Genomic DNA, 22,007 nt, shown 5'->3' with positions numbered 1-22,007 from the left:
TTTAATGCCCGTGAGCGGGCATTTTGTACACAAAGAGATGATGAAATGAAAACGCGTAAAGGGATTATTTTAGCTGGGGGATCAGGTACTCGTCTTTATCCTGTCACTATGGCTGTAAGCAAGCAACTGCTGCCGATTTATGATAAACCAATGATCTATTATCCGCTTTCGACGCTAATGTTGGCAGGGATTCGAGACATCTTGATTATTAGTACTCCTCAGGATACCCCACGATTTGAACAGTTATTGGGTGACGGTAGCCAGTGGGGACTAAATTTACAATATAAAGTACAACCGACGCCGGATGGCCTAGCCCAGGCATTTATTATTGGTGAAGAGTTTATCGGTAATGATGATTGTGCTCTGGTTCTGGGTGACAACATTTTTTACGGACATGACTTACCAAAATTAATGGATACTGCCGTAAATAAAGAAAGCGGTGCAACAGTATTTGCCTACCATGTCAACGATCCTGAACGTTACGGTGTAGTTGAGTTCGATAAAAGTGGTACAGCAGTTAGCCTTGAAGAAAAGCCACTCGAACCGAAAAGTAATTATGCAGTAACCGGGTTGTATTTCTATGACAACGATGTTGTTGAAATGGCAAAGAACTTAAAACCTTCTGCACGTGGTGAGCTTGAAATTACCGACATTAACCGAATTTATATGGAACAGGGAAGATTATCTGTTGCAATGATGGGACGGGGGTATGCTTGGTTGGATACGGGTACTCATCAGAGTTTAATCGCGGCAAGTAATTTTATTGCTACAATAGAAGAGCGTCAAGGGCTCAAAGTCGCTTGTTTAGAAGAGATTTCTTACAGAAAAGGTTATATTACAAAGGAACAGTTAGACATGGCTGCTTCAAAATTTGGTAAAAGCGCATATGGCATATATCTATCATTGTTGTAAAAGATAGTTTTTATATATTTGGATATGCAAATTATATGAATAGACAAAATCATCATTATATTAATTGCTGTGTTTTTTATTGCTGATAGTTAATAAAAAGGTATAATCAAGTGTTGAAAAAAAATATTTTTTACCTTTTTATTGTGCAGGGCGGGAATTATCTTATTCCACTGATAACATTCCCGTATTTGCTCAGGGTATTAGGTCCAGTGTCTTTCGGGTTATTTGGTTTTTTTCAAGCTACTATTCAATATTTCATATTGTTTATTGAGTACGGTTTTAATTGGACAGCAACAGAAACAGTTGCAAAAAATAAAAATAACACAATTGTTCTTACAAAGTTATTCTGGGGTTTTTTTTGGGCAAAGTCTCTATTGGCGATAATTTCAGTAATTCTATTATTTGTAATATGCATGCTTTTTGATATTTTTAATCAGAATTTTATTGTGATTATTGCTTTTTTACCTTTGATTATTGGGAATGTAATTTATCCAGTATGGTTTTTTCAAGGTATAGAAGAAATGAAGTGGATTACAATCTCTACCTTACTGGCTAGAATAATAGTTATACCAATGACATTTGTATTTGTCAGAGATATGGGTGATGTTTGGATTGCTGCACTAATTCAAAGTTGTGCAGTGTTTTTATCTGGACTTATTTCAATATATATTATAGCTAGAGGTAAATGGATTTCTGGTTTTGATTTTGATTTTTTAATTATTAAAAAATGTCTAACTGATGGATGGCATCTTTTTGTATCTACATCAGCAATAAGTTTATATACAACGAGCACGGCAATAATCTTGGGAGCCATGATTAGTCCCATTGCGGTAGGTTACTATAATGCGGCGAATACTATTCGAGGTGCTACTCAAGGATTATTAAATCCTATAGCCCAGGCAATCTATCCTCGAATATGTTTTATGATTAGTAATAACTATAATAATGCATTGCAATTAATAAAAAAGACTTTTAAATATTTTTGTGGTATTTCATTTTTTTGTTCTTTATGTTTATTCTTTTTTGCATCTCCAATCATTCAAATTGTAGCTGGTAGTAGTTATATAAATTCAGTATCTGTGTTGAGATGGATGGCATTTATTCCCTTTATTGTTGCTATAAGTAATGTATTTGGAGTGCAAACCATGTTGACTCATGGCTATAAAAAAGAATTTGGAAGGATTCTAATTTATAGCGGGGTAATGAACATTACAATAATTTTTCCACTTGTTTATTTTTATCAAGAAAATGGCGCTGCCATTTCACTGCTACTAACAGAGTCTTTTGTAACAATAATGATGTATTTTTTCTTAAAAAAGAAGAAAATAAATCTAATCTAAAAGGTAAAGCCATATGTATGATTATTTGATAGTTGGAGCTGGTTTCTATGGTGCTGTATGCGCTAGGGAATTACATAAAAAAGGGAAAAAAGTCTTAGTTCTGGAGAAGAGAGAGCATATTGGTGGAAATGCATTTACTGATAATATAAAGGGCATACAAGTTCATAAATATGGAGCTCATATTTTTCATACAAATGATAAGTTGATTTGGGATTATGTTAACCAATATGCTGATTTCAATAGATTTACTAATGCACCAATAGCAATACATAAAGATAAGTTATATAACTTACCGTTTAACATGAATACATTCTATCAACTGTGGGGGGTAAAAACACCGCATGAGGCGATGGAGGTTATTAATGAACAGCGTGCAAAACTGTTAGGTAAGACGCCTTCGAATTTAGAAGAGAAAGCTATATCTTTAGTGGGTGAGGATATATATAACATTTTAATTAAGGGCTATACTGAGAAACAGTGGGGGCGTAAGGCAACCACACTACCACCTTTTATTATTAGCCGTCTGCCAGTTAGATTTTCATTTGATAACAATTATTTTTCAGATCGATATCAAGGTATTCCAATTGGAGGTTATACGGAAATTTTCAAAGGACTTCTGGATGGTATTAAAGTTGAATTAGGTGTAGATTATTTAAGAAATAAAAATGAGTATAATAAAATAGCAAATAATATTATTTATACTGGTGCTATTGATGAGTATTTCGATTATGCTCATGGTGAATTAGAGTATCGTTCTCTAAAATTCGAACATACTGAACTTAACGTTGAAAATCACCAAGGGAATGCTGTTATAAACTATACGGAGAGTACTATCCCCTATACAAGAATTATTGAGCACAAGCATTTTGATTATGTAGACACCCCTCATACTATTATTACGAAGGAATACCCTGTTGAATGGAAGAGAGGTGATGATGCGTATTACCCTATAAATGATAAGAAAAATATGGAGCTCTTTGCCCGTTACAGAGAGTTAGCCTCGCAAGAAAAGAATGTTCATTTTGGCGGTCGCCTAGCAGAGTATAAGTATTATGATATGCATCAAGTGATTAAATCCGCGTTGAATTATATTAATAAAAATCACTAAAAAGCCATCATATGAACTATTTATACTTGTTATTTTCTGGTGTGGCATTAACCAGTAAATTGGGAGTGATAATCAGTTGGTTAACCATTCCATTGATAACATTATGTCTTTTTCTGTTAAAAAAGCCAGTTGTTCATAGGAAGAATTTTTTAATCGCTAGCTTTGGGGTTTTTATTATATCTATGGCTGGCTTGTCTGGCTATTTTCTTGATATATATAATTCAAGGGTTATTAATAATGTATGTCTGTCATTGATTGGAATGTTTATGGCAGTCATGTTTTATAAAGATAATTCAATTAATCATAATGTTTTTAGTAGCGCTATAAAATTTGTTATCGTTATAAATCTTCTGGCTTTTTATATACAATTTGTTTCCTATTATTTCTTTCATTATGTGATTGACTACAATTTATTAAGTGGTGGCTTGGGGGGGCGTTTTTATTGGGGAGAGCTGTTTCGAGCTGCAGGATTTTTTGATGAGCCTGCAGTATATTCTCTACATATGGTTGCGTTACTTGTTATGCTTTATATGCAAGAAAGGAAGTTCTCAGGTTTAATTTCAGTCACATTAGCAAGTTTGTTTTTATCTTTTTCATTTATCGCAGTCATCCAGGCTATACTCTTAAGTTGTCTTTTTATCAAAAATAAAAGAAATTTAATTGTTCCATGTGTTATTTGTTTTATTGTTATCTTTCTTTTTAAAGATAATATTCATGAGCGTTACATTCAGTTTGTAAGTGGCGATGATGGTAGTAATAATACAAAGCTAGATACTATTAAAAATTTGTTTTTAGGATTTAAATGGTTGTTTGGATATGGTTTGGTTGGTTATAACCAATCATTTCCACTGTATTATCAGGGATTATACGATCTAACATTTTGGGGCGCGAATTTTACGTTATATGGGATTGTTGTTGGTTTGATTGTTAATTTGGTTACTTTTATGTTTATTCTCAAATTTTCAATTAAAGATTTTTTATTGATAAACGTTGTTTTGTTGAAGCTTTCTACTCCCACCTACGCAATCTATTGGTGTTTTATTTTTTTCCTTATTTGGTATAAACAAAATACGGTGGTCTTAAATGCCGAAAGTATCAGTTGTAATGGCTATAAATAAGTATACTCCTTATTTACATAAGGCAATAAATAGTATTTTAAATCAATCTTTTACAGATTTTGAGTTTATAATTATTGCTAACGGTTGTGATGATGACTTGTTTTCTGAGCTAAAATTATATGAACAGATGGATAAACGAATTGTTCTACATCGTACAAAACTAGGTGGATTTGCGTTTGCATTAAATTATGGCATAAACATAGCAAAGGCAGAGTATATTGCCAGAATGGATGGTGATGATATATGTTCTTTTGATCGGTTAGAAAAACAATATTCTATTCTAAATGAAAATCAATCGATTTCATTATTGGGAACTGCATGTAAGTTTATTGGTCCAGACGATGAAGAACTGCCTAATAGACAGTTTAAATCAATCACTGATAATGAGTCTATAAGAAATTGTCTACCATACAAAAATCCGATAGTGCATGCTTCAATCATGTGCAAGAAAAGTATATTAATGTCGGTTGGTGGTTATAAATATGGGCTAATGTCAGAAGATCATGAGTTATTTATTAGGCTTGCTAGAGATAATAAAATTATATTTATGAATATGGTTGAACGACTGTATTCTTACCGTCGTCATGAGTTACAAATAACTGATCTATCTAAGTCGAAAGAAAATTATTGTCAAATAAGTGCTTTTTTATTCTCGGAGTTTTTGCTTACACATAACTATAAATATTTGCTAGGTATCTTACGTGTACATCCATATATAAGAACAATATATAGTTTAATCAAGAGGAGAGGAAAAAAAAATGGAGCATAAAATATTTCACCTTTGTTCGGGTATAAGGCCCGGCGGTGGGCCAGCAGGATATCTTTATAATCTTCATCAGTCATCTAAATCCATTCATGCTAATTTCATTGTCGATGACAGTAATGAAAGTAAAATTAGAAGTAATACCTCTTACAATAAAATAAAAAATATCCCTCATTTTTTGCTAAAAAATTTATTATGTATTAAATATATAATCTCGTTGCTTGGATTAAAAGCAACTGCAGGGGAAGGTAACGTTAATAACTATAAATATGTTTTATGTCACTCTGCCCCTGTTGCCGCTCGTATATTGAAACGCTATAAGAAAGATAAAGTGAAAATAGGTTTTATGCCCCATGGCCCTGTTAGCTATACTGTTGAAACTCTGGATGATATTGAAGCAAAATACGGCGCGTTATTATTTAGATTTGTCTATTTCAGAATAATGAGTTATCTTGAGAATCGGATATTTTATCTTGCTGATTTTATAGTTGTCGCTGCGAAAGAAGGGTTGGAATCCTATTCCGACATAAAGGTTAGCTATGAACATAAATTGTTTGAGGTCACAACAGGTTTACCACCATTGATGTGTGATATACCGCAAAATGAGATCAGGGAACGTTTAGATATCCCACGTGATAAATTTGTTGTTGGTTTTTTTGGTAGATATAATTATCATAAAGGTTATGATTATTTTTATGATGAGTTAGAGTTAACGAAAAATGAAAATATTCTATTTATATCCGCTGGTATTGGTCCTATTACAAAGGAGGAAAGGACTAATTATAAGAATTATGGTTGGAGAACAGATATCAATGAATTGATTTATGCCTGCGATATTGTTGTGATTCCTAATCGTCATACATACTTTGATTTACTACCACTTGAATGTCTTTCTTTATCACGTCCCGTTGCAGTTTCCTTTATAGGTGGTAATAAAAAATTATGCGATCTTACTCAGGCTGCAATTCCATTTAATTTGGAAAAAGGTGAGTTAAGTAATCTACTTAAAAAGTTAAGCTCAGATAAAATATATTATAATAGGTTTAACAAAAATGCAAAAACATCGTTTGAGCAAATTTTTACTAGTGCTAAATTCGTTGAAGGCCATAATAATTTGTTTTCATCTCTAGATGATTACTTTTTAAGGAAAAATAATGGACGTAGTTGAATGTACCCTTAATGATGTTAAACTAATAACTCCGAAAGTTTATCATGATACACGCGGTTTCTTTTTGGAGAGCTTTAATCGCCGAAAATATGAGGATATTCTCGGTTCCCATCATTTTGTTCAGGATAATATTTCATTTTCATTTAAAAATGTTCTAAGGGGGATGCATTTTCAAAAACATAACCCGCAAGGTAAATTAATTCAAGTGATGTCAGGTTCTATTTATGATGTTATTATTGATCTGCGCAAAAACTCTAGCACTTATTTGGGTTGGGAAGGTTTTTATTTGGATGGAGAAACACATAAACAATTATGGATACCACCTGGATTTGCCCATGGTTTTTTAACATTATCTGAACGTGTTTATTTTTCATACAAGTGTTCAGAGTATTATAATCCTTCGGATGAATGCTGTTTAATTTGGAATGATCCTTTGATTAATATTGAATGGCCTATTTCAGAAAATGATTTGATTATCTCTGAAAAAGATAGTAATGGTTTGCTTGTTAAAGAGTTATTAGAGGTTTAATAGTTAGATGACTATATTTGTTTCTATTATATCTCATGGGCATGAGGATATTCTATCTAGTACATCACTTCTTGATGAAATATCTAAAGTTGCAACGGTAATTATTAAAAATAATCGACAACTATCAAAAGGGAAATTAACGAAGCTTCGCCTTAATAAAAATATCATTATTATTGATGATGGCGATTATGGGTTAGGGTTCGGTCATAATAATAACTATGTGTTTAAATATATAAGTGATAAAATAGGAATTGATAGAGATGATTACTTTTGTGTAATAAATCCGGATATTATTGTGGATGGCACTACCATATTAGACTTGGTTTCTATAATGCAACGTGATAATCATCAATTATGTACTATTCCATTATATTTGGATGAAAACAAAACACTGAGAGATGAATCGATTAGGAATTTTCCTGTTTTTATTGATTTCCTAAAGTCATTTTTTTTAGGAAAGAGAAATGCTGTAACTCTTAGAACTATTTCAGATGGTATATCTTCTGCCGATTGGGCTGCTGGTTCTTTTTTGATCTTTACTGCACCTTTGTTTTCGAAGCTTAAAGGGTTTAATCAACGCTACTTTATGTATTGTGAAGATATTGACATTTGCTATAGGGCTAAATCGAATGGTATTCAATTAGCTTGCTTGACTGATTACTATGCTATTCATTTGGCACAGAGAGCGAGTCGTTCATTTTTCTCAAAAAATTTTGTATGGCACATAAAAAGTATATTCATTTATCTTTTTTTAAAAAATAAAAAGACCATATCAATAATATAACTGTTTATGTATGATTATTAGTAATTGACTTAATCTTAATGATTCATAACGAGGTTATATTGTGGTTTACATCGATTTTAGTGCTTTATCTTATGTCTTTATTCCATGTGGATTCATTTAAATAGTACTATGCCTATAGTCTAAAATATATAGACTATTAATGAAATTAAATATCTACAGCTTTTTTCATTTAAGTTTCTTAAAGTTTCTATGTGTAAGTGATGCTTTGATAATTTCATCTGAAGAAATCATTATAGGGCATTTGCAAAGAGAATTGAAATTTTTTATACAAATGATATGAAATTGAACTATGTCCTTCCTATATTAATCTGCTGTATAAAAAATTAGTTATTTAATTTCCATATCCTGAGCTATTTTAATACTATATTGAGCTGCGTTAAGTATCGCAGTACCACACCTGACAGGAGTATGTAATGTCCAAGCAACAGATCGGCGTCGTCGGTATGGCAGTGATGGGGCGCAACCTGGCGCTCAACATCGAAAGCCGCGGTTATACCGTCTCCATCTTCAACCGCTCCCGCGAGAAAACTGAAGAAGTTGTTGCCGAGAACCCGGGTAAGAAACTGGTTCCTTATTACACGGTGAAAGAGTTCGTCGAGTCTCTTGAAACCCCACGTCGTATCCTGTTAATGGTAAAAGCAGGGGCGGGAACTGATGCTGCTATCGATTCCCTGAAGCCGTACCTTGATAAAGGCGACATCATCATTGATGGTGGTAACACCTTCTTCCAGGACACTATCCGTCGTAACCGTGAACTGTCCGCGGAAGGTTTTAACTTCATCGGTACCGGAGTATCCGGCGGTGAAGAGGGCGCTCTGAAAGGACCATCTATCATGCCTGGTGGCCAGAAAGAAGCGTATGAGCTGGTTGCGCCTATCCTGACCAAGATTGCCGCTGTTGCCGAAGATGGTGAACCGTGCGTAACCTACATCGGTGCTGATGGTGCAGGTCATTATGTGAAGATGGTGCATAACGGTATTGAATACGGCGACATGCAGCTGATTGCTGAAGCTTATTCCCTGCTGAAAGGCGGCCTGAACCTGTCTAACGAAGAGCTGGCTACCACCTTCACCGAGTGGAATGAAGGCGAGCTGAGTAGTTACCTGATCGACATCACTAAAGACATCTTCACCAAAAAAGATGAAGAGGGTAAATACCTGGTTGATGTGATCCTTGACGAAGCGGCGAACAAAGGCACCGGTAAATGGACCAGCCAGAGCTCTCTGGATCTGGGCGAACCGCTGTCGCTGATCACTGAGTCTGTATTCGCGCGCTACATCTCTTCTTTGAAAGACCAGCGCGTTGCGGCATCTAAAGTGCTGTCCGGCCCGCAGGCTAAACTGGCTGGCGATAAAGCCGAGTTCGTTGAGAAAGTACGCCGCGCGCTGTACCTGGGCAAAATCGTCTCCTACGCGCAGGGCTTCTCTCAGCTGCGTGCCGCGTCTGACGAGTACAACTGGGATCTGAACTACGGTGAAATCGCCAAGATCTTCCGCGCGGGCTGCATCATTCGTGCGCAGTTCCTGCAGAAAATTACTGACGCGTATGCTGAAAACAAAGGCATCGCGAACCTGCTGCTGGCTCCGTACTTTAAAAATATCGCTGATGAATATCAGCAAGCGCTGCGTGATGTAGTGGCTTATGCTGTGCAGAACGGTATTCCGGTACCGACCTTCTCAGCAGCGGTAGCCTACTACGACAGCTACCGTTCTGCGGTACTGCCGGCTAACCTGATCCAGGCCCAGCGTGACTACTTTGGTGCACATACGTATAAACGCACAGATAAAGAAGGTGTATTCCACACCGAATGGATGGAGTAAGTCTTCTGACGTACACTAGCCCGGTTTTTTGACCGGGCTTTTTTTTATCTCAAATTCTATTGATTTAAGTTGATTGCTTAATCTTTTCTTAATATTCCTGGCGTAATCTGATAAAGAAAATCTTAATTGTTTTAACCTTCGTTGACATGATATTCAAAAAAAAGTTAAAACATTATCCTCTTATCAAGATGTACGGCATCATGATTAAATATTAAGATAATACTGAGAGCATGAAATGAAAATCACCATTTCTGGTACTGGGTATGTTGGTCTGTCAAATAGTCTTCTTATCGCCCAACATCATAAGGTCATTGCTCTGGACATTGTTCCCTCACGTGTCGAGATGCTAAATAATAGGATATCTCCGATAGTTGATCAAGAAATTGAACAGTATCTGCAATCAAAAGATATAAAATTCGAAGCTACACTAGATAAATACTACGCTTATCAGAGTGCAGAGTTTGTTATTATTGCAACCCCAACAGACTACGATCCTAAAACTAATTACTTTGATACTAGCAGTGTCGAGTCAGTCATACGGGATGTTATTGAAATAAATCCAGATGCCATAATGATAATAAAATCGACAGTTCCTGTCGGTTTTACTCAATCAATGCGTCAAAAATATAGAACAGATAATATCATCTTCTCCCCTGAATTCCTGCGTGAGGGTAAAGCTCTATACGACAACCTGCATCCGTCCCGTATTGTTATTGGTGAACGTTCTGAACGTGCCGAGCGCTTTGCCGGGTTGCTGCTGGAAGGGGCGGTGAAGAAAGATATCCCGACCTTATTTACTGACTCGACTGAAGCCGAAGCCATCAAGTTGTTTGCTAACACCTATCTGGCGTTACGTGTGGCCTACTTTAACGAGCTGGATAGCTATGCCGAAAGCCTTGGTCTGAACTCACGACAGATTATTGAAGGAGTGTGCCTGGATCCGCGTATCGGTAATCACTACAACAATCCGTCATTCGGCTATGGCGGCTACTGTCTACCGAAAGATACTAAGCAGCTGTTGGCGAATTATGCTTCTGTGCCGAATAACATTATTGGCGCAATCGTTGATGCTAACCGTACGCGTAAGGACTTCATTGCAGACTCTATTCTTGCCCGTCAACCTAAAGTAGTTGGCGTATACCGTTTAATTATGAAAAGCGGTTCCGATAATTTCCGTGCATCATCCATTCAGGGCATCATGAAGCGCATTAAGGCAAAGGGCGTGCCCGTGATTATTTACGAACCTGTCGTAGAAGAGGACGAATTTTTCCACTCTCGGGTAGTGCGTGATCTTAATACGTTCAAAAATGAAGCAGACATTATTATTTCTAACCGCATGGTGTCAGAATTAGCTGATGTTGCAGAAAAAGTATATACCCGCGATTTGTTTGGTAGTGATTAATCTCGTCTCCATAAAAAAGGCCTTAATATAAGGCCTTTTTTATTTTAATCAGGCCAGTAATCAAATTTTGTAGAAATCACGGTACCAGTCAACAAAGTTCTTCACCCTATATTTTATCGTGGTTTCAGGTTTAAAACCAATTACCTCATACAGTGCTTTAGTGTCCGCGCTGGTTTCCAGCACATCACCTGGCAGTAGCGGTAGCATATTTTTCTTCGCTTCAATACTCAGTGCATCTTCCAGAGCTTGGATATAGTCCATTAGCTCAACCGGTTAACTATTGCCGATATTGTCGACCTGATAGGGCGCATGCTGGCCGCGGGCTTGCGCGTCACTACGGTCCATTGCGTGTCTGCATCAGTCCACTTTTTAAACGTATCGTATTCCAGTAGTGTTTGAAAAACCAATCAAAATCCCTGAAACAATTTGATTTTTTTATCATTAATCCTATGGCATTGCCTCAATTTATAGCTAAACTAATCCCAGTTTAAGTCTTTCCTTATCTAGGGTTTCTATGTCTGTAAGTGATAACAACATGTCCGGGCGCAGTCACGATCCGGAACAGATTGATCTGATTGATTTACTGGTACAGTTATGGCGTGGGAAAGTAACAATCGTTATCGCGATTGTTATTGCCATAGTGCTTGCTGTGGGCTATCTGGCAGTTGCTAAGGAGAAATGGACCTCAACAGCCATTATTACTCAACCGGATGTTGGTCAGATCGCCACATATAACAACGCCCTCAATGTGTTGTATGGTGTCAGCGCCCCCAAGGCTACTGAACTGCAGACAAACGTGGTTGGTCGTTTCAGTACTTCTCTCTCTGCATTGGCTGAAACGCTTGATAATCAGGAAGAACCACAGAAACTGTCAATTGAACAATCTGTTAAAGGCCAACCGCTGCCGTTGGCGGTTTCTTATGTGGGTAGCTCACCAGAAGACGCTCAGCGTCAGCTCGCCGAATACATTCAACAAACAGATGAAAAGGTTGCTAAAGAGCTGGAGCTTGACCTGGTTGATAATATCAAGTTGCAAACAACCACGTTGCAAGACTCTCTGAAAACTCAGGAAGTGGTCGCTCAGGAGCAAAAAGATCTGCGAATTAAGCAAATTCAGGAAGCGCTGCGTTATGCAGAGCAGGCCGGGGTGATTAAGCCGCAAATTCAGCAGACGCAGGATGTGACGCAGGACAGTATGTTCCTGTTGGGTAGTGATGCCCTGAAGTCCATGATTGAGCACGAATCTACACGCCCTTTGATATTGTCTGATAACTACTTCCAGACCAAACAAAAGCTGTTGGATATCGAAAGCCTTAAGCTTGAAGGGGCTGAGTTACACGCCTACCGCTATGTGATGAAACCAACGTTACCGATTCGTCGTGACAGCCCGAAAAAAGCGATTACCCTCGTGCTGGCGGTTCTGCTCGGTGGGATGATTGGTGCAGGCGTGGTGCTGGGGCGAAATGCTCTGCGTGGTTACAAAGCCAAAGCTGAGTAAGTCTAAAGTTGACAACAAAAAACCGGGCAGTGCCCGGTTTTTCATATCTGCAACTTACTGATGACGTTTGCGTAAATTCTCAATCACCGTCGTCAGGTCGAGATCCTGGTCTTGCAGCAGCACCAGCAGGTGATACATGAGATCAGAAGCTTCATTTGTCAGCTCAAAACGGTCGTTCACCGTCGCGGCCAGCGCGGTTTCTACGCCTTCTTCACCCACTTTCTGTGCGATGCGTTTGGTGCCGCTGGCATACAGTTTCGCGGTGTAGGAGCTGGCTGGGTCAGCGGTTTTACGTTCGGCCAGCAGTTGCTCCAGCTGATACAGGAACAGCCACTGGTGGCTGGCGTCACCAAAGCAGCTTGAAGTGCCTTTATGGCAGGTCGGGCCAATCGGGTTAACCAGCACCAGCAGGGTGTCGTTGTCGCAGTCAGGCGCAATGCTCACCACATTCAGGAAGTGACCGGAGGTCTCTCCTTTGGTCCACAGGCGCTGCTTGGTCCGCGAGAAAAAGGTTACTTTGCCGCTTTCGAGCGTTTTATCCAGCGCCTCCGGGTTCATATAACCCAGCATCAATACTTCACCGGAAACCGCATGCTGCACGATGACTGGCATCAGTCCGTCGGTTTTTTCCCAGTCCAGCTCGCGGCATTGTTGCTTCGTTAACATATCCTGATCTCCACGCCCTGTGTTGCCAGGTACGCTTTTAATTCGCCAATATTGATAATTTGTTTGTGGAAGACGGAGGCGGCAAGCGCGCCGTCAACGTCGGCATCCCGGAAGGCTTCGAGAAAGTGTTCCATGGTGCCCGCGCCACCGGAGGCAATCAGCGGGACGTGGCAAACGTCACGTACTTTTTTCAGTTGTTCCAGGTCATAACCGTTACGTACGCCGTCCTGGTTCATCATGTTCAGGACGATTTCGCCCGCGCCGCGTTTTTGGACCTCCTGCACCCAGTCCAGTGTTTCCCACTGCGTGACGCGGGTACGGCTTTCATCTCCGGTATACTGATTTACATGATATTTACCAGTGTCGGCGTCATACCAGGTATCAATGCCCACCACGATGCACTGCACGCCGAAGCGGTCCGCCAGACGGGTGATAAGCTCCGGTTCGGCCAGCGCCGGGGAGTTGATGGAGATTTTGTCCGCCCCGAAGGAGAGAATGCGCGCCGCATCGTCGATGGATTTAATGCCGCCAGCTACGCAGAACGGGATATCGATCACTTCCGCCACGCGTGATACCCAGCTTTTATCCACTACGCGGCCATCGCTGGAAGCGGTGATATCATAGAACACCAGTTCATCTGCGCCTTCATCGGCATAGCGTTTTGCCAGCGGGACGATGTCACCAATAATCTCGTGATTGCGGAACTGGACGCCTTTTACCACCTGCCCGTCACGGACGTCCAGACAAGGAATTATGCGTTTTGCCAGCATTGAATGGCCTCCTCAACGGTGAACTTTCCTTCCAGCAGGGCGCGTCCGACGATCACGCCGCGAACTCCGGTCCCGCGCAGGGCCGCTACGTCCTCGATTCCGCCAATGCCGCCAGATGACTGAAATGCCACCTGCGGGTATTTTGCGCACACTTCTTCATACAGCGCGACGTTTGAGCCGGCCAGCGTGCCGTCGCGGGAGATATCGGTGCACAGCACGTGCTTCAGGCCGACGGATAAATAGGTCTCAACCAGTTCTTCCAGTGAAACCCCGGAATCTTCCTGCCAGCCACTGACTGCAACCTGTTTATTACCGTGCTCGTCAATACGAACGTCCAGCGCCAGTACCAGCGCGTCGGCACCAAAACGGGCAAACCAGCTCTTGACTATCTCGGGGGATTTTACCGCCGTCGAACCCACCACCACGCGCGCCACACCTGCGTCAAGAAGCGCCGCCACGTCTGCTTCTGTACGCACGCCGCCGCCAACCTGAACCGGAACGTTGACGCCAGCGACCAGCGTTTTGATCAGCGGGATCTGGCGCTGTGCCGGGTCTTTCGCGCCGGTTAAATCAACCAGGTGCAGCACTTCAGCACCCTGGGCTGCATAATCCTGCAAACGGGGGAGAGGATCGTTGCCGTAATCACGTTGCTTAGCGTAATCGCCCTGATGAAGACGCACCACCGTGCCGTCGATTAAATCTAATGCCGGAATAATCATTACATCTCCAGAAAGTTTTTCAGCAACTGTGCCCCAGCCGCGCCCGAACGTTCCGGGTGAAACTGTACGCCAAAGAAATTGTCCTTTTGTACTGCCGCGGTAAACGGTTCGCCGTAATTGCACTGGGCGATGGTCCACGGGTTTACCGGCATAGCGTAGCTGTGTACAAAGTAGAAATACGCACCATCTTCAATGCCCTGGAACAGACGGTTCCCCGCCTGCGGATAGACGCGATTCCAGCCCATATGCGGCAGCGGCAGACCGAAATCGGTCATCTTCGGGACGTCCTGTTCAATAATGCCCAGTAGTGAGACACCGTTACTCTCTTCGCTGCGACGGCCCAGCAGTTGCATACCTAAACAGATCCCCAGTACCGGTTGCGTACAGGCTTTAATCAGTTCAATCAGTTCGCGCTCGTGCAACTGGTCCATAGCCGCCTGCGCGGTGCCGACGCCCGGCAGAAACAGTTTATCGGCGCGCAGCACCACGTCCGGGTCACGGCTGACAACGGGATCATATCCGTGGCGTGCGACGGCGGATTTTACCGAGTGCAGATTGGCGCAGCCGGTGTCCAGAATCACCACGTTCATTACAGCACTCCTTTTGAAGAGGGCAGCGTGTCGCCTTCTACACGAATCGCCTGACGCAGCGTACGGCCAAAGGCTTTAAACAGGCTCTCCACACGGTGATGGTCATTTTTGCCTTTGGTTTTCAGGTGTAGGGTGACGCCCATGGTGTAGGAGAGTGAACGGAAGAAGTGTTCGATCATCTCCGTGCTCAGATCGCCAACGCGCTGGTAGGTAAACTCCGCGCGGTACTCCAGGTGTGGGCGGCCGGAGATATCCAGCGCGCAACGTGCCAGGCACTCATCCATTGGCAGTACAAAACCAAAACGGTTGATGCCGCGTTTATCGCCTAACGCCAGCTTTAAGGCTTCGCCCAGCGCCAGACCGGTATCTTCAACGGTGTGGTGATCGTCTATATACAGATCGCCCTTGACGGCAATCTCCATGCGAAAACCGCCGTGGGTGGCGATTTGATCCAGCATGTGGTCAAAGAAGCCAACGCCAGTATTGATTTTGCTGCGGCCTTCGCGGTCCAGCCAGACTTTGACGTCAATCTGCGTTTCTTTTGTATTACGCTCAACGTGTGCGTAGCGGTCACGTTTGGTCAACTGCTCGCCGATCATCGCCCAGTTTAGGGTGTCGCGATGGTAACGCAATCCGCTAATGCCCATGTTTTCAGCGAGCTGAATATCGGTCACCCGATCGCCAATGACGTAGCTGTTCGCCATATCCATGGCCTGTTCAACCAGATACTGTTCAACCAGCTTCACTTTTGGCTTACGGCAATCACACTCGTCCGCTGGCAGGTGCGGGCAGATCAATACTTCATCAAACTTCACGCCCTGAGAGGTGAAAATTTGCATCATCAGGTTATGCGGACCGTCAAAATCAGCCTGTGGGAAACTCTGGGTTCCGAGTCCATCCTGGTTGGTAATCATAACCAGCTTAAAACCTGCTTTTTGCAGTTTCAGTAAAACGGGAACAACTTCCGGCTCGAAGGCGAGTTTGTCAAAGCGATCGACCTGAAAGTCACTTGGCGGTTCGGAAATCAGGGTTCCATCACGGTCAATAAAAAGATACTTCTGGCTCATACTTGCTCCGCACGTAAGGCGTCAATGACGCGCTGGCTCTCTTCACGGGTTCCGACAGTAATTCGCAGGCAGCCGCTTAACGAAGGTTGTTTATTCTGATCTCGTAAGATAATGCCCTGATCCCACAAAGATTTAAATACGCTACTTGATGCGGTGAAGCGCGCCAGAACATAGTTGGTTTCAGAATCGAATACCTGCTCTACACAGCGAATTGTTTTCAGGTTATCTACCAGATACTGACGCTCTTCCAGGATCTGCTCTACGCGTTTACGCATGGCGGAAATCCCTTGCGGCGTCAGCGCCTGGGCGGCGATATCTGCCACCGGCGTAGAGAGCGGGTAAGGGGCAATCACTTTTAACAGCAGATTGATAACCTCTTCGTTCGCCAGCGTAAACCCGCAGCGTAAACCGGCGAGCGCAAACGCTTTGGACAACGTGCGTAATATCACCAGATGCGGATACTCAGACAGCCAGCCTGCCAGCGTGGCCTGCGGGCAAAACTCAATATAGGCTTCATCAGCGACCACAATAGATTTACCCTGCGTCATTTCGAGCAGTGAACGCAGATCCTGCGGGTTTATCAGCTGACCGGTTGGGTTGTTCGGGCTGCAAACGTAGACTACCTTCACGCCATCAAGCTTGTCCGCGATGCCTTGCAAATTCAGTTGCCAGTTCTCAAGGGTCGGAACGGTGCGGCACTCAACGCCAATCGTTTCGGCACTGACGCTGTACATGCCGTAAGTCGGCGGGCAGTAGAGAATGGCATCTTTACCGGGTTCACAAAACGCGCGCACCAGCAGTTCGATCCCTTCATCTGCGCCGCGGCTGACCAGCACCTGCTCCGGTTTGACGCCAGCATACTGCGCGTAATTCTCAATCACCGCTTTCGGCTGACACTCCGGGTAGCGGTTCAGCGTCTGCTGACTGAGCTGGAACTCCACGGCAGTGGGGTATTCATTCGCGTTGAGCCAGACATCGCCGTTACCACCGAGACGACGGGCAGACTGATAGGGCGTTAATTCGCGAACATTCTTACGGGCTAAATCAGTGACGCTGAGAAAGTTGTCAGTGCTCATGCTTGCTCCTTCAGGGCGTTAACGCGCAGGGTGACGGCATTTTTGTGGGCAGTCAGTCGTTCAGCAGCGGCCAGTGTTTCAATGGTTGAGGCCAGGGCAGAGAAACCTTGTGGGGTTAATTCCTGTACGGTCATCCGTTTCTGGAAATCAGCCAGCCCAAGGCTTGAGCAGGTCGCGGTATAGCCGTAGGTCGGAAGAACGTGGTTGGTGCCAGAAGCATAGTCGCCTGCGGATTCTGGCGACCAGTCGCCGAGGAACACCGAACCGGCGCTGGTGATCTCATCAACCAGTTCACGCGCGTTGCGGGTCTGAATAATCAGGTGTTCCGGACCGTAGGCGTTAGATATTTCAACGCACTGCGCCAGATCTTTCGCCACGATTAAGCGGCTGGCGGAGAGTGCCTGACGTGCGGTCTCAGCGCGGGAAAGCTCAGCGAGCTGGCGTTCAACGGCTTTGGCAACGCCTTCGGCAAGCGTAGCGTCTGGCGTCAGTAGAATAACCTGCGAGTCGGGGCCGTGTTCTGCCTGAGAAAGCAGGTCAGAGGCAACAAAGTCCGGCGTCGCGCCGCTATCGGCGATAACCAGCACTTCGGACGGGCCAGCAGGCATGTCGATGGCCGCGCCGTCAAGACGCTGGCTGACCTGGCGTTTGGCTTCGGTCACATATGCATTGCCTGGCCCGAAGATTTTATCGACCTTAGGAATAGATTCGGTGCCCAGCGCCAGCGCGGCAATGGCCTGCGCGCCGCCCACATTAAACACCTCTTTTACGCCACACAGCTGCGCGGCGTAGAGGATTTCATCGGCAATCGGCGGCGGTGAGCACAGCACCACTTTTTTACAGCCAGCGATGCGCGCCGGGGTCGCCAGCATTAATACGGTAGAGAACAGCGGCGCTGAACCTCCAGGAATATACAGGCCCACGGAAGCGATAGGGCGGGTAACCTGCTGGCAACGCACGCCCGGCTGGGTTTCGATATCCACCGGCGGCAGGATCTGCGCGGTGTGGAAAGTATCAATATTTCTCACCGCCGCCTGCATCGCTTGTTTTAGCTCGTTGCTCAGGCGACTGCTGGCTTGCTGGATTTCTTCCTCGGTCACGCGCAGCGCGCCAACCTCGGTTTTATCGAACTTTGCGCTGTATTCACGCAGCGCCCGGTCGCCGTTATTTTTGACGTTCTCAAGGATCTCGGCCACCGTACGGCTGATGCTTTCAGAGGCGGAAATTGCCGGGCGCATCAGCAGTTCGCGCTGCTGCTCAGGGCTACAGCTATTCCAGTCAATCGGGGTATTGAAGCTCATGGTCGTTACTCCATCATCGGGTGTTGCCGGATGGCGGCGCTGCCTTATCCGGCCTACAAGACCCGTAATATCAATAATTGTGACAATTCTTGTAGGCCTGATAAGCGAAGCGCTATCAGGCAACAGATCACTCCATCATCTTCTCAATCGGCAACACCAGAATTGAGCTGGCACCGAGCGCTTTCAGTTTTTCCATTGTTTCCCAGAACAGGGTTTCGCTGCTGACCATGTGCATGGCAACGCGCTGCTGGTCGCCTGCCAGCGGCAGAATGGTAGGGCGCTCTGCGCCGGGCAGCAGGGCGATGACCTCGTCCAGACGCTCGCTCGGCGCGTGCATCATGATGTATTTGGATTCACGGGCCTGAATAACCCCCTGGATACGGGTCAGCAGTTTGTCGATCAGTTGTTGCTTGGCTTCGGCCATTTCGCCGTCGCGCTGAATCAGACAGGCTTTAGAGCGGTAGATCACTTCTACTTCGCGCAGACCGTTGGCTTCAAGCGTTGCGCCGGTGGACACCAGATCGCAAATCGCATCAGCCAGACCCGCACGGGGAGCGACTTCTACTGAGCCGTTTAACAGACAAGATTTAAACGAAACTCCTTTCTGATCGAGATAACGTTTGAGCAGGTGTGGGTAAGAGGTCGCGATACGTTTACCGTTCAGCGCTGCCGGGCCATCCCAGGCTTCATCAACCGGGGTTGCCAGCGAAAGACGGCAGCCGCCGAAGTCCAGACGGCGCAGGGTAAAATAGCGAGGGTCTTCACCCTGGGCCCGGCGGTTGAGCAGTTCCTCTTCCAGAACATTTTCCCCGATGATGCCGAGGTCAACGACGCCGTCCATCACCAGACCTGGGATATCGTCATCACGCACGCGCAGAATATCGATCGGCATGTTCTCCGCCATCGCAATCAGGCGCTGGGTGTGAAGATTAATTTTAATGCCGCAACGGGCCAGTAATTCGCGTGAATCATCGCTTAAGCGGCCTGATTTCTGCATAGCTATGCGTAAACGGGTGTTGTCTAACATTCTTTATTCCTCGTTATCCTGTCTGAATCAGTTTGGGTCACGCACAAAAAAAAGCCCCCGGAAGAAATCTTCCGGGGGCTTTCTCATACGCTCATGCACCGCTGGAAGATTTAAATGTCTCCCAGCACACATCGCCTGAAAGACTAGTCAGGATGATGGTGATGATGGTGTTTGAATTGAGCGCGTGTCATAAATTTTCTCGATGAATGTTTATTCATTTGATGTCTTTTAACCTAAACCACTTTAGCTACGGAAAGCAAGGGCTTTTTTTGATCATTAATTCATTTCATATTGATACTATGAATTGTCAGCCACCGTGGGCTGGCGTAGCCTTGCGTTATAGGCCAAAAGTCAGGAGAGAAGGCATGAAAAAGGTCGCAATTGTCGGGTTAGGTTGGTTAGGCATGCCGTTAGCCATGTCGCTGGCGGCGAGAGGCTGGCAGGTTACCGGCAGCAAAACCACATTGGATGGGGTGGAAGCGGCCCGCATGAGCGGTATCGAGAGTTACTCGCTGCGCCTGGAACCTGAACTGGTCTGTGAGGCTGACGATCTCGATGCACTGATGGACGCCGATGCGCTGGTCATTACGCTGCCTGCACGCCGTAGCGGTCCCGGGGAGGCATTTTACCTGCAGGCAATGCAGGAACTGGTGGACAGTGCGCTGGCGTACCGCATCCCACGAATTATTTTTACCAGTTCGACGTCAGTCTATGGTGACGTTCAAGGAACAGTGAAAGAGGGAACGGCGCGTAATCCGGTCACGGCGAGCGGTCGTGTCCTGAAAGAACTTGAAGACTGGTTGCACAATTTGCCAGGTACGTCGGTGGATATTTTGCGTCTGGCCGGGTTGGTCGGTCCGGGAAGACATCCTGGTCGCTTCTTCGCTGGCAAGACGGCACCTGACGGACATCATGGCGTCAATCTGGTGCATCTGGACGATGTAGTTTCTGCCATCACGTTACTGCTGCAAGCGCCTAAAGGGGGACACATCTATAATATATGTGCGCCTATGCATCCGGCGCGTAACGTGTTCTATCCGCAGATGGCCCGCCAGTTGGGGATGGAGCCGCCGGAATTTCGCGGCGGTACGGATAACGGTAAAGGTAAAGTCATTGATGGCAACCGTATTTGTAATGAGCTTGGGTTTGAGTACCAGTATCCCGACCCGCTGGTGATGCCAATGGAGTGACAATCCAGCAGAGTGCCGCTGTATACCGCCAGGGGGCGAGTATGAAACCACTGCTGGACGTTCTTATCATCCTCGATGCATTAGAAAAAGAGGGCAGTTTCGCGGCGGCGTCGGCAAAATTGTTTAAGACGCCGTCTGCACTTAGCTACACGGTCCATAAGCTGGAAAGCGATCTTAATATTCAGCTACTCGATCGCAGCGGACACCGGGCTAAGTTCACCCGCACCGGACAGATGCTGCTGGAAAAGGGGAGGGAGGTGCTGCACACCGTTCGTGAACTCGAAAAACAGGCGATTAAACTTCACGAAGGCTGGGAGAATGAACTGGTTATTGGCGTAGATGATACGTTTCCCTTTTCACTGCTGGCCCCACTCATCGAATCTTTCTATCAACACCACAGCGTGACGCGCCTGAAATTTATCAATGGCGTGCTGGGCGGCTCCTGGGATGCCCTCATTCAGGGCCGGGCGGATATTATCGTTGGCGCCATGCATGAACCCCCTGCAGCGAGCGAATTTGGTTTTGCACGGTTGGGAGTTTTGGAACAGGTGTTTGTGGTTGCGCCGCATCACCCGCTGGCGCAGGAACAGGAACCGTTAAATCGTCGTACCATTCGCCGTTTTCGCGCCATTGTGGTGGGCGACAATGCGCAGCATGCCAACGTCTCAGGTTCCCAGGTGCTTGACGATCAGGAAGCTATTACCGTTTTTGACTTCAAAACCAAGCTGGAATTGCAAATCAGCGGTCTGGGATGTGGTTATATTCCGCGCTACCTGGCGCAGCGATTTCTGGAGAGCGGCGCACTGATTGAGAAAAAAGTGGTCGCACAAATTGTCTTTGAACCCGTGTGGATAGGCTGGAATGAACAGACCGCCGGGTTGGCCAGTGCCTGGTGGCGGGATGAAATTTTAGCAAATAGTGCTATTGCAGGGGTGTATGTGAAAACGGCTGCTGATAAATCAATCAGTTAAGAAAAAATATTCTTTTGTGGCTACTTCAATCTCTTGTTATTTCTCCCCAATTTAGTGCAAAATACGCCGCTTGCAAAAAATGACATTAACCGACGTTTTAATACGCGTCGGTTATTTTTTTGCATCAAACCAATCATTCATAAAAGAGGCCGGGCTTCGTACCGGAT

At 44.5% G+C, this 22,007-nt stretch carries 21 protein-coding genes, 2 pseudogenes and 1 other annotated feature; of the genes and pseudogenes, 13 read left to right on the top strand and 10 right to left on the bottom strand.

The window, feature by feature from the left end:
• The first annotated feature begins 45 nt into the window (after window positions 1–45).
• From rfbA to ugd, 10 genes are all read left to right on the top strand, one after another.
• A complete protein-coding gene (gene rfbA, locus OGY06_RS14435) occupies window positions 46–912 on the top strand; it encodes a glucose-1-phosphate thymidylyltransferase RfbA (protein WP_125112551.1) in 867 nt (288 codons plus the stop codon).
• Between the two features lie 110 nt (window positions 913–1,022).
• A complete protein-coding gene (locus tag OGY06_RS14430) occupies window positions 1,023–2,252 on the top strand; it encodes a flippase (RefSeq protein ID WP_125112550.1) in 1,230 nt (409 codons plus the stop codon).
• A gap of 13 nt (window positions 2,253–2,265) precedes the next feature.
• Window positions 2,266–3,360 carry a UDP-galactopyranose mutase gene (gene glf, locus OGY06_RS14425; RefSeq protein WP_125112549.1) on the top strand — a complete coding sequence of 365 codons (1,095 nt, stop codon included), beginning with the start codon at window positions 2,266–2,268 and terminating at the stop codon, window positions 3,358–3,360.
• 11 nt (window positions 3,361–3,371) lie between these two features.
• Window positions 3,372–4,478, top strand: a complete 1,107-nt coding sequence (locus OGY06_RS14420; protein ID WP_125112548.1) for a hypothetical protein — start codon at window positions 3,372–3,374, stop codon at window positions 4,476–4,478.
• Complete coding sequence (locus OGY06_RS14415; RefSeq protein WP_125112547.1) at window positions 4,444–5,247, top strand: glycosyltransferase; 804 nt, start codon at window positions 4,444–4,446, stop codon at window positions 5,245–5,247. Before OGY06_RS14420 ends, OGY06_RS14415 begins: the two co-directional genes overlap by 35 nt.
• Entirely contained in the window at window positions 5,237–6,409 is a 1,173-nt protein-coding gene (locus OGY06_RS14410) for a glycosyltransferase (protein WP_125112546.1), read from the top strand. The genes OGY06_RS14415 and OGY06_RS14410 overlap by 11 nt, the downstream gene beginning before the upstream one ends.
• Window positions 6,396–6,938, top strand: a complete 543-nt coding sequence (gene rfbC / locus OGY06_RS14405) for a dTDP-4-dehydrorhamnose 3,5-epimerase (protein WP_125112545.1) — start codon at window positions 6,396–6,398, stop codon at window positions 6,936–6,938. Before OGY06_RS14410 ends, rfbC begins: the two co-directional genes overlap by 14 nt.
• Window positions 6,939–6,945: 7 nt before the next feature.
• The gene (locus OGY06_RS14400) at window positions 6,946–7,722 is read left to right on the top strand and encodes a glycosyltransferase family protein (protein WP_125112544.1); all 777 of its coding nucleotides are present in this window, start codon (window positions 6,946–6,948) and stop codon (window positions 7,720–7,722) included.
• 434 nt (window positions 7,723–8,156) lie between these two features.
• Entirely contained in the window at window positions 8,157–9,563 is a 1,407-nt protein-coding gene (gnd, locus tag OGY06_RS14395) for an NADP-dependent phosphogluconate dehydrogenase (protein ID WP_063940469.1), read from the top strand.
• Window positions 9,564–9,798: 235 nt separating this feature from the next.
• Window positions 9,799–10,965, top strand: coding sequence for a UDP-glucose 6-dehydrogenase (ugd, locus tag OGY06_RS14390; RefSeq protein WP_063940468.1), 1,167 nt, complete (start codon window positions 9,799–9,801; stop codon window positions 10,963–10,965).
• Window positions 10,966–11,025: 60 nt separating this feature from the next.
• Here ugd and OGY06_RS14385 read toward each other — a convergent pair.
• Window positions 11,026–11,321: pseudogene (locus tag OGY06_RS14385) on the bottom strand (protein CapI); the annotation flags it as partial.
• A 158-nt stretch (window positions 11,322–11,479) separates the two neighbouring features.
• On the opposite strand from OGY06_RS14385, the gene wzzB reads away from it, so the two are divergent.
• A complete protein-coding gene (gene wzzB / locus OGY06_RS14380; RefSeq protein WP_063940466.1) occupies window positions 11,480–12,463 on the top strand; it encodes an LPS O-antigen chain length determinant protein WzzB in 984 nt (327 codons plus the stop codon).
• 54 nt (window positions 12,464–12,517) lie between these two features.
• Here wzzB and hisIE read toward each other — a convergent pair whose 3' ends face one another.
• The 9 genes from hisIE to hisL form a co-directional block, all read right to left on the bottom strand.
• Entirely contained in the window at window positions 12,518–13,129 is a 612-nt protein-coding gene (gene hisIE, locus OGY06_RS14375; protein ID WP_000956425.1) for a bifunctional phosphoribosyl-AMP cyclohydrolase/phosphoribosyl-ATP diphosphatase HisIE, read from the bottom strand.
• Window positions 13,123–13,899 (bottom strand): imidazole glycerol phosphate synthase subunit HisF, encoded by a 777-nt coding sequence (gene hisF / locus OGY06_RS14370; protein ID WP_000880132.1) that lies wholly within the window; start codon window positions 13,897–13,899, stop codon window positions 13,123–13,125. Before hisF ends, hisIE begins: the two co-directional genes overlap by 7 nt.
• Window positions 13,881–14,618 carry a 1-(5-phosphoribosyl)-5-[(5-phosphoribosylamino)methylideneamino]imidazole-4-carboxamide isomerase gene (gene hisA, locus OGY06_RS14365; protein ID WP_164562622.1) on the bottom strand — a complete coding sequence of 246 codons (738 nt, stop codon included), beginning with the start codon at window positions 14,616–14,618 and terminating at the stop codon, window positions 13,881–13,883. Before hisA ends, hisF begins: the two co-directional genes overlap by 19 nt.
• Window positions 14,618–15,208, bottom strand: coding sequence for an imidazole glycerol phosphate synthase subunit HisH (gene hisH, locus OGY06_RS14360; protein WP_001103544.1), 591 nt, complete (start codon window positions 15,206–15,208; stop codon window positions 14,618–14,620). The genes hisA and hisH overlap by 1 nt, the downstream gene beginning before the upstream one ends.
• Window positions 15,208–16,275, bottom strand: coding sequence for a bifunctional histidinol-phosphatase/imidazoleglycerol-phosphate dehydratase HisB (gene hisB / locus OGY06_RS14355; RefSeq protein WP_164562623.1), 1,068 nt, complete (start codon window positions 16,273–16,275; stop codon window positions 15,208–15,210). Before hisB ends, hisH begins: the two co-directional genes overlap by 1 nt.
• Window positions 16,272–17,351, bottom strand: coding sequence for a histidinol-phosphate transaminase (gene hisC / locus OGY06_RS14350; protein WP_164562624.1), 1,080 nt, complete (start codon window positions 17,349–17,351; stop codon window positions 16,272–16,274). Before hisC ends, hisB begins: the two co-directional genes overlap by 4 nt.
• On the bottom strand, window positions 17,348–18,652 hold the full coding sequence (hisD, locus tag OGY06_RS14345) for a histidinol dehydrogenase (RefSeq protein ID WP_063940463.1): 1,305 nt from the start codon (window positions 18,650–18,652) through the stop codon (window positions 17,348–17,350). Before hisD ends, hisC begins: the two co-directional genes overlap by 4 nt.
• Window positions 18,653–18,779: 127 nt before the next feature.
• The gene (hisG, locus tag OGY06_RS14340) at window positions 18,780–19,679 is read right to left on the bottom strand and encodes an ATP phosphoribosyltransferase (RefSeq protein WP_003834191.1); all 900 of its coding nucleotides are present in this window, start codon (window positions 19,677–19,679) and stop codon (window positions 18,780–18,782) included.
• Window positions 19,680–19,724: 45 nt separating this feature from the next.
• Window positions 19,725–19,847 (bottom strand) — a sequence feature (His leader region).
• Complete coding sequence (gene hisL / locus OGY06_RS14335) at window positions 19,823–19,870, bottom strand: his operon leader peptide (protein WP_100250077.1); 48 nt, start codon at window positions 19,868–19,870, stop codon at window positions 19,823–19,825. It overlaps the preceding feature by 25 nt.
• A gap of 174 nt (window positions 19,871–20,044) precedes the next feature.
• Between hisL and OGY06_RS14330 the strand changes: the two genes are divergently transcribed.
• Entirely contained in the window at window positions 20,045–20,869 is an 825-nt protein-coding gene (locus OGY06_RS14330) for an SDR family oxidoreductase (protein ID WP_003834190.1), read from the top strand.
• Between the two features lie 41 nt (window positions 20,870–20,910).
• Window positions 20,911–21,895, top strand: a pseudogene (locus tag OGY06_RS14325) (LysR family transcriptional regulator).
• Window positions 21,896–22,007: the final 112 nt, after the last annotated feature.

This window comes from Citrobacter sp. Cpo147, from assembly GCF_030332405.1.
Lineage (GTDB): Bacteria > Pseudomonadota > Gammaproteobacteria > Enterobacterales > Enterobacteriaceae > Citrobacter > Citrobacter portucalensis.
This window is presented reverse-complemented; position numbering and strand designations above follow the sequence as displayed.

What these genes read in the sequence shown, in the direction of transcription:
- OGY06_RS14410 (WP_125112546.1), top strand. Translation starts at nt 5,237, where the DNA reads ATGGAGCATAAAATATTTCACCTTTGTTCGGGTATAAGGCCCGGCGGT.
- hisG (WP_003834191.1), bottom strand. Translation starts at nt 19,679, where the DNA reads ATGTTAGACAACACCCGTTTACGCATAGCTATGCAGAAATCAGGCCGC.
- wzzB (WP_063940466.1), top strand. Translation starts at nt 11,480, where the DNA reads ATGTCTGTAAGTGATAACAACATGTCCGGGCGCAGTCACGATCCGGAA.
- hisA (WP_164562622.1), bottom strand. Translation starts at nt 14,618, where the DNA reads ATGATTATTCCGGCATTAGATTTAATCGACGGCACGGTGGTGCGTCTT.
- rfbA (WP_125112551.1), top strand. Translation starts at nt 46, where the DNA reads ATGAAAACGCGTAAAGGGATTATTTTAGCTGGGGGATCAGGTACTCGT.
- hisIE (WP_000956425.1), bottom strand. Translation starts at nt 13,129, where the DNA reads ATGTTAACGAAGCAACAATGCCGCGAGCTGGACTGGGAAAAAACCGAC.
- ugd (WP_063940468.1), top strand. Translation starts at nt 9,799, where the DNA reads ATGAAAATCACCATTTCTGGTACTGGGTATGTTGGTCTGTCAAATAGT.
- hisC (WP_164562624.1), bottom strand. Translation starts at nt 17,351, where the DNA reads ATGAGCACTGACAACTTTCTCAGCGTCACTGATTTAGCCCGTAAGAAT.
- rfbC (WP_125112545.1), top strand. Translation starts at nt 6,396, where the DNA reads ATGGACGTAGTTGAATGTACCCTTAATGATGTTAAACTAATAACTCCG.
- hisD (WP_063940463.1), bottom strand. Translation starts at nt 18,652, where the DNA reads ATGAGCTTCAATACCCCGATTGACTGGAATAGCTGTAGCCCTGAGCAG.
- OGY06_RS14400 (WP_125112544.1), top strand. Translation starts at nt 6,946, where the DNA reads ATGACTATATTTGTTTCTATTATATCTCATGGGCATGAGGATATTCTA.
- glf (WP_125112549.1), top strand. Translation starts at nt 2,266, where the DNA reads ATGTATGATTATTTGATAGTTGGAGCTGGTTTCTATGGTGCTGTATGC.
- hisH (WP_001103544.1), bottom strand. Translation starts at nt 15,208, where the DNA reads ATGAACGTGGTGATTCTGGACACCGGCTGCGCCAATCTGCACTCGGTA.
- OGY06_RS14420 (WP_125112548.1), top strand. Translation starts at nt 3,372, where the DNA reads ATGAACTATTTATACTTGTTATTTTCTGGTGTGGCATTAACCAGTAAA.
- hisB (WP_164562623.1), bottom strand. Translation starts at nt 16,275, where the DNA reads ATGAGCCAGAAGTATCTTTTTATTGACCGTGATGGAACCCTGATTTCC.
- gnd (WP_063940469.1), top strand. Translation starts at nt 8,157, where the DNA reads ATGTCCAAGCAACAGATCGGCGTCGTCGGTATGGCAGTGATGGGGCGC.
- OGY06_RS14330 (WP_003834190.1), top strand. Translation starts at nt 20,045, where the DNA reads ATGAAAAAGGTCGCAATTGTCGGGTTAGGTTGGTTAGGCATGCCGTTA.
- hisF (WP_000880132.1), bottom strand. Translation starts at nt 13,899, where the DNA reads ATGCTGGCAAAACGCATAATTCCTTGTCTGGACGTCCGTGACGGGCAG.
- OGY06_RS14415 (WP_125112547.1), top strand. Translation starts at nt 4,444, where the DNA reads ATGCCGAAAGTATCAGTTGTAATGGCTATAAATAAGTATACTCCTTAT.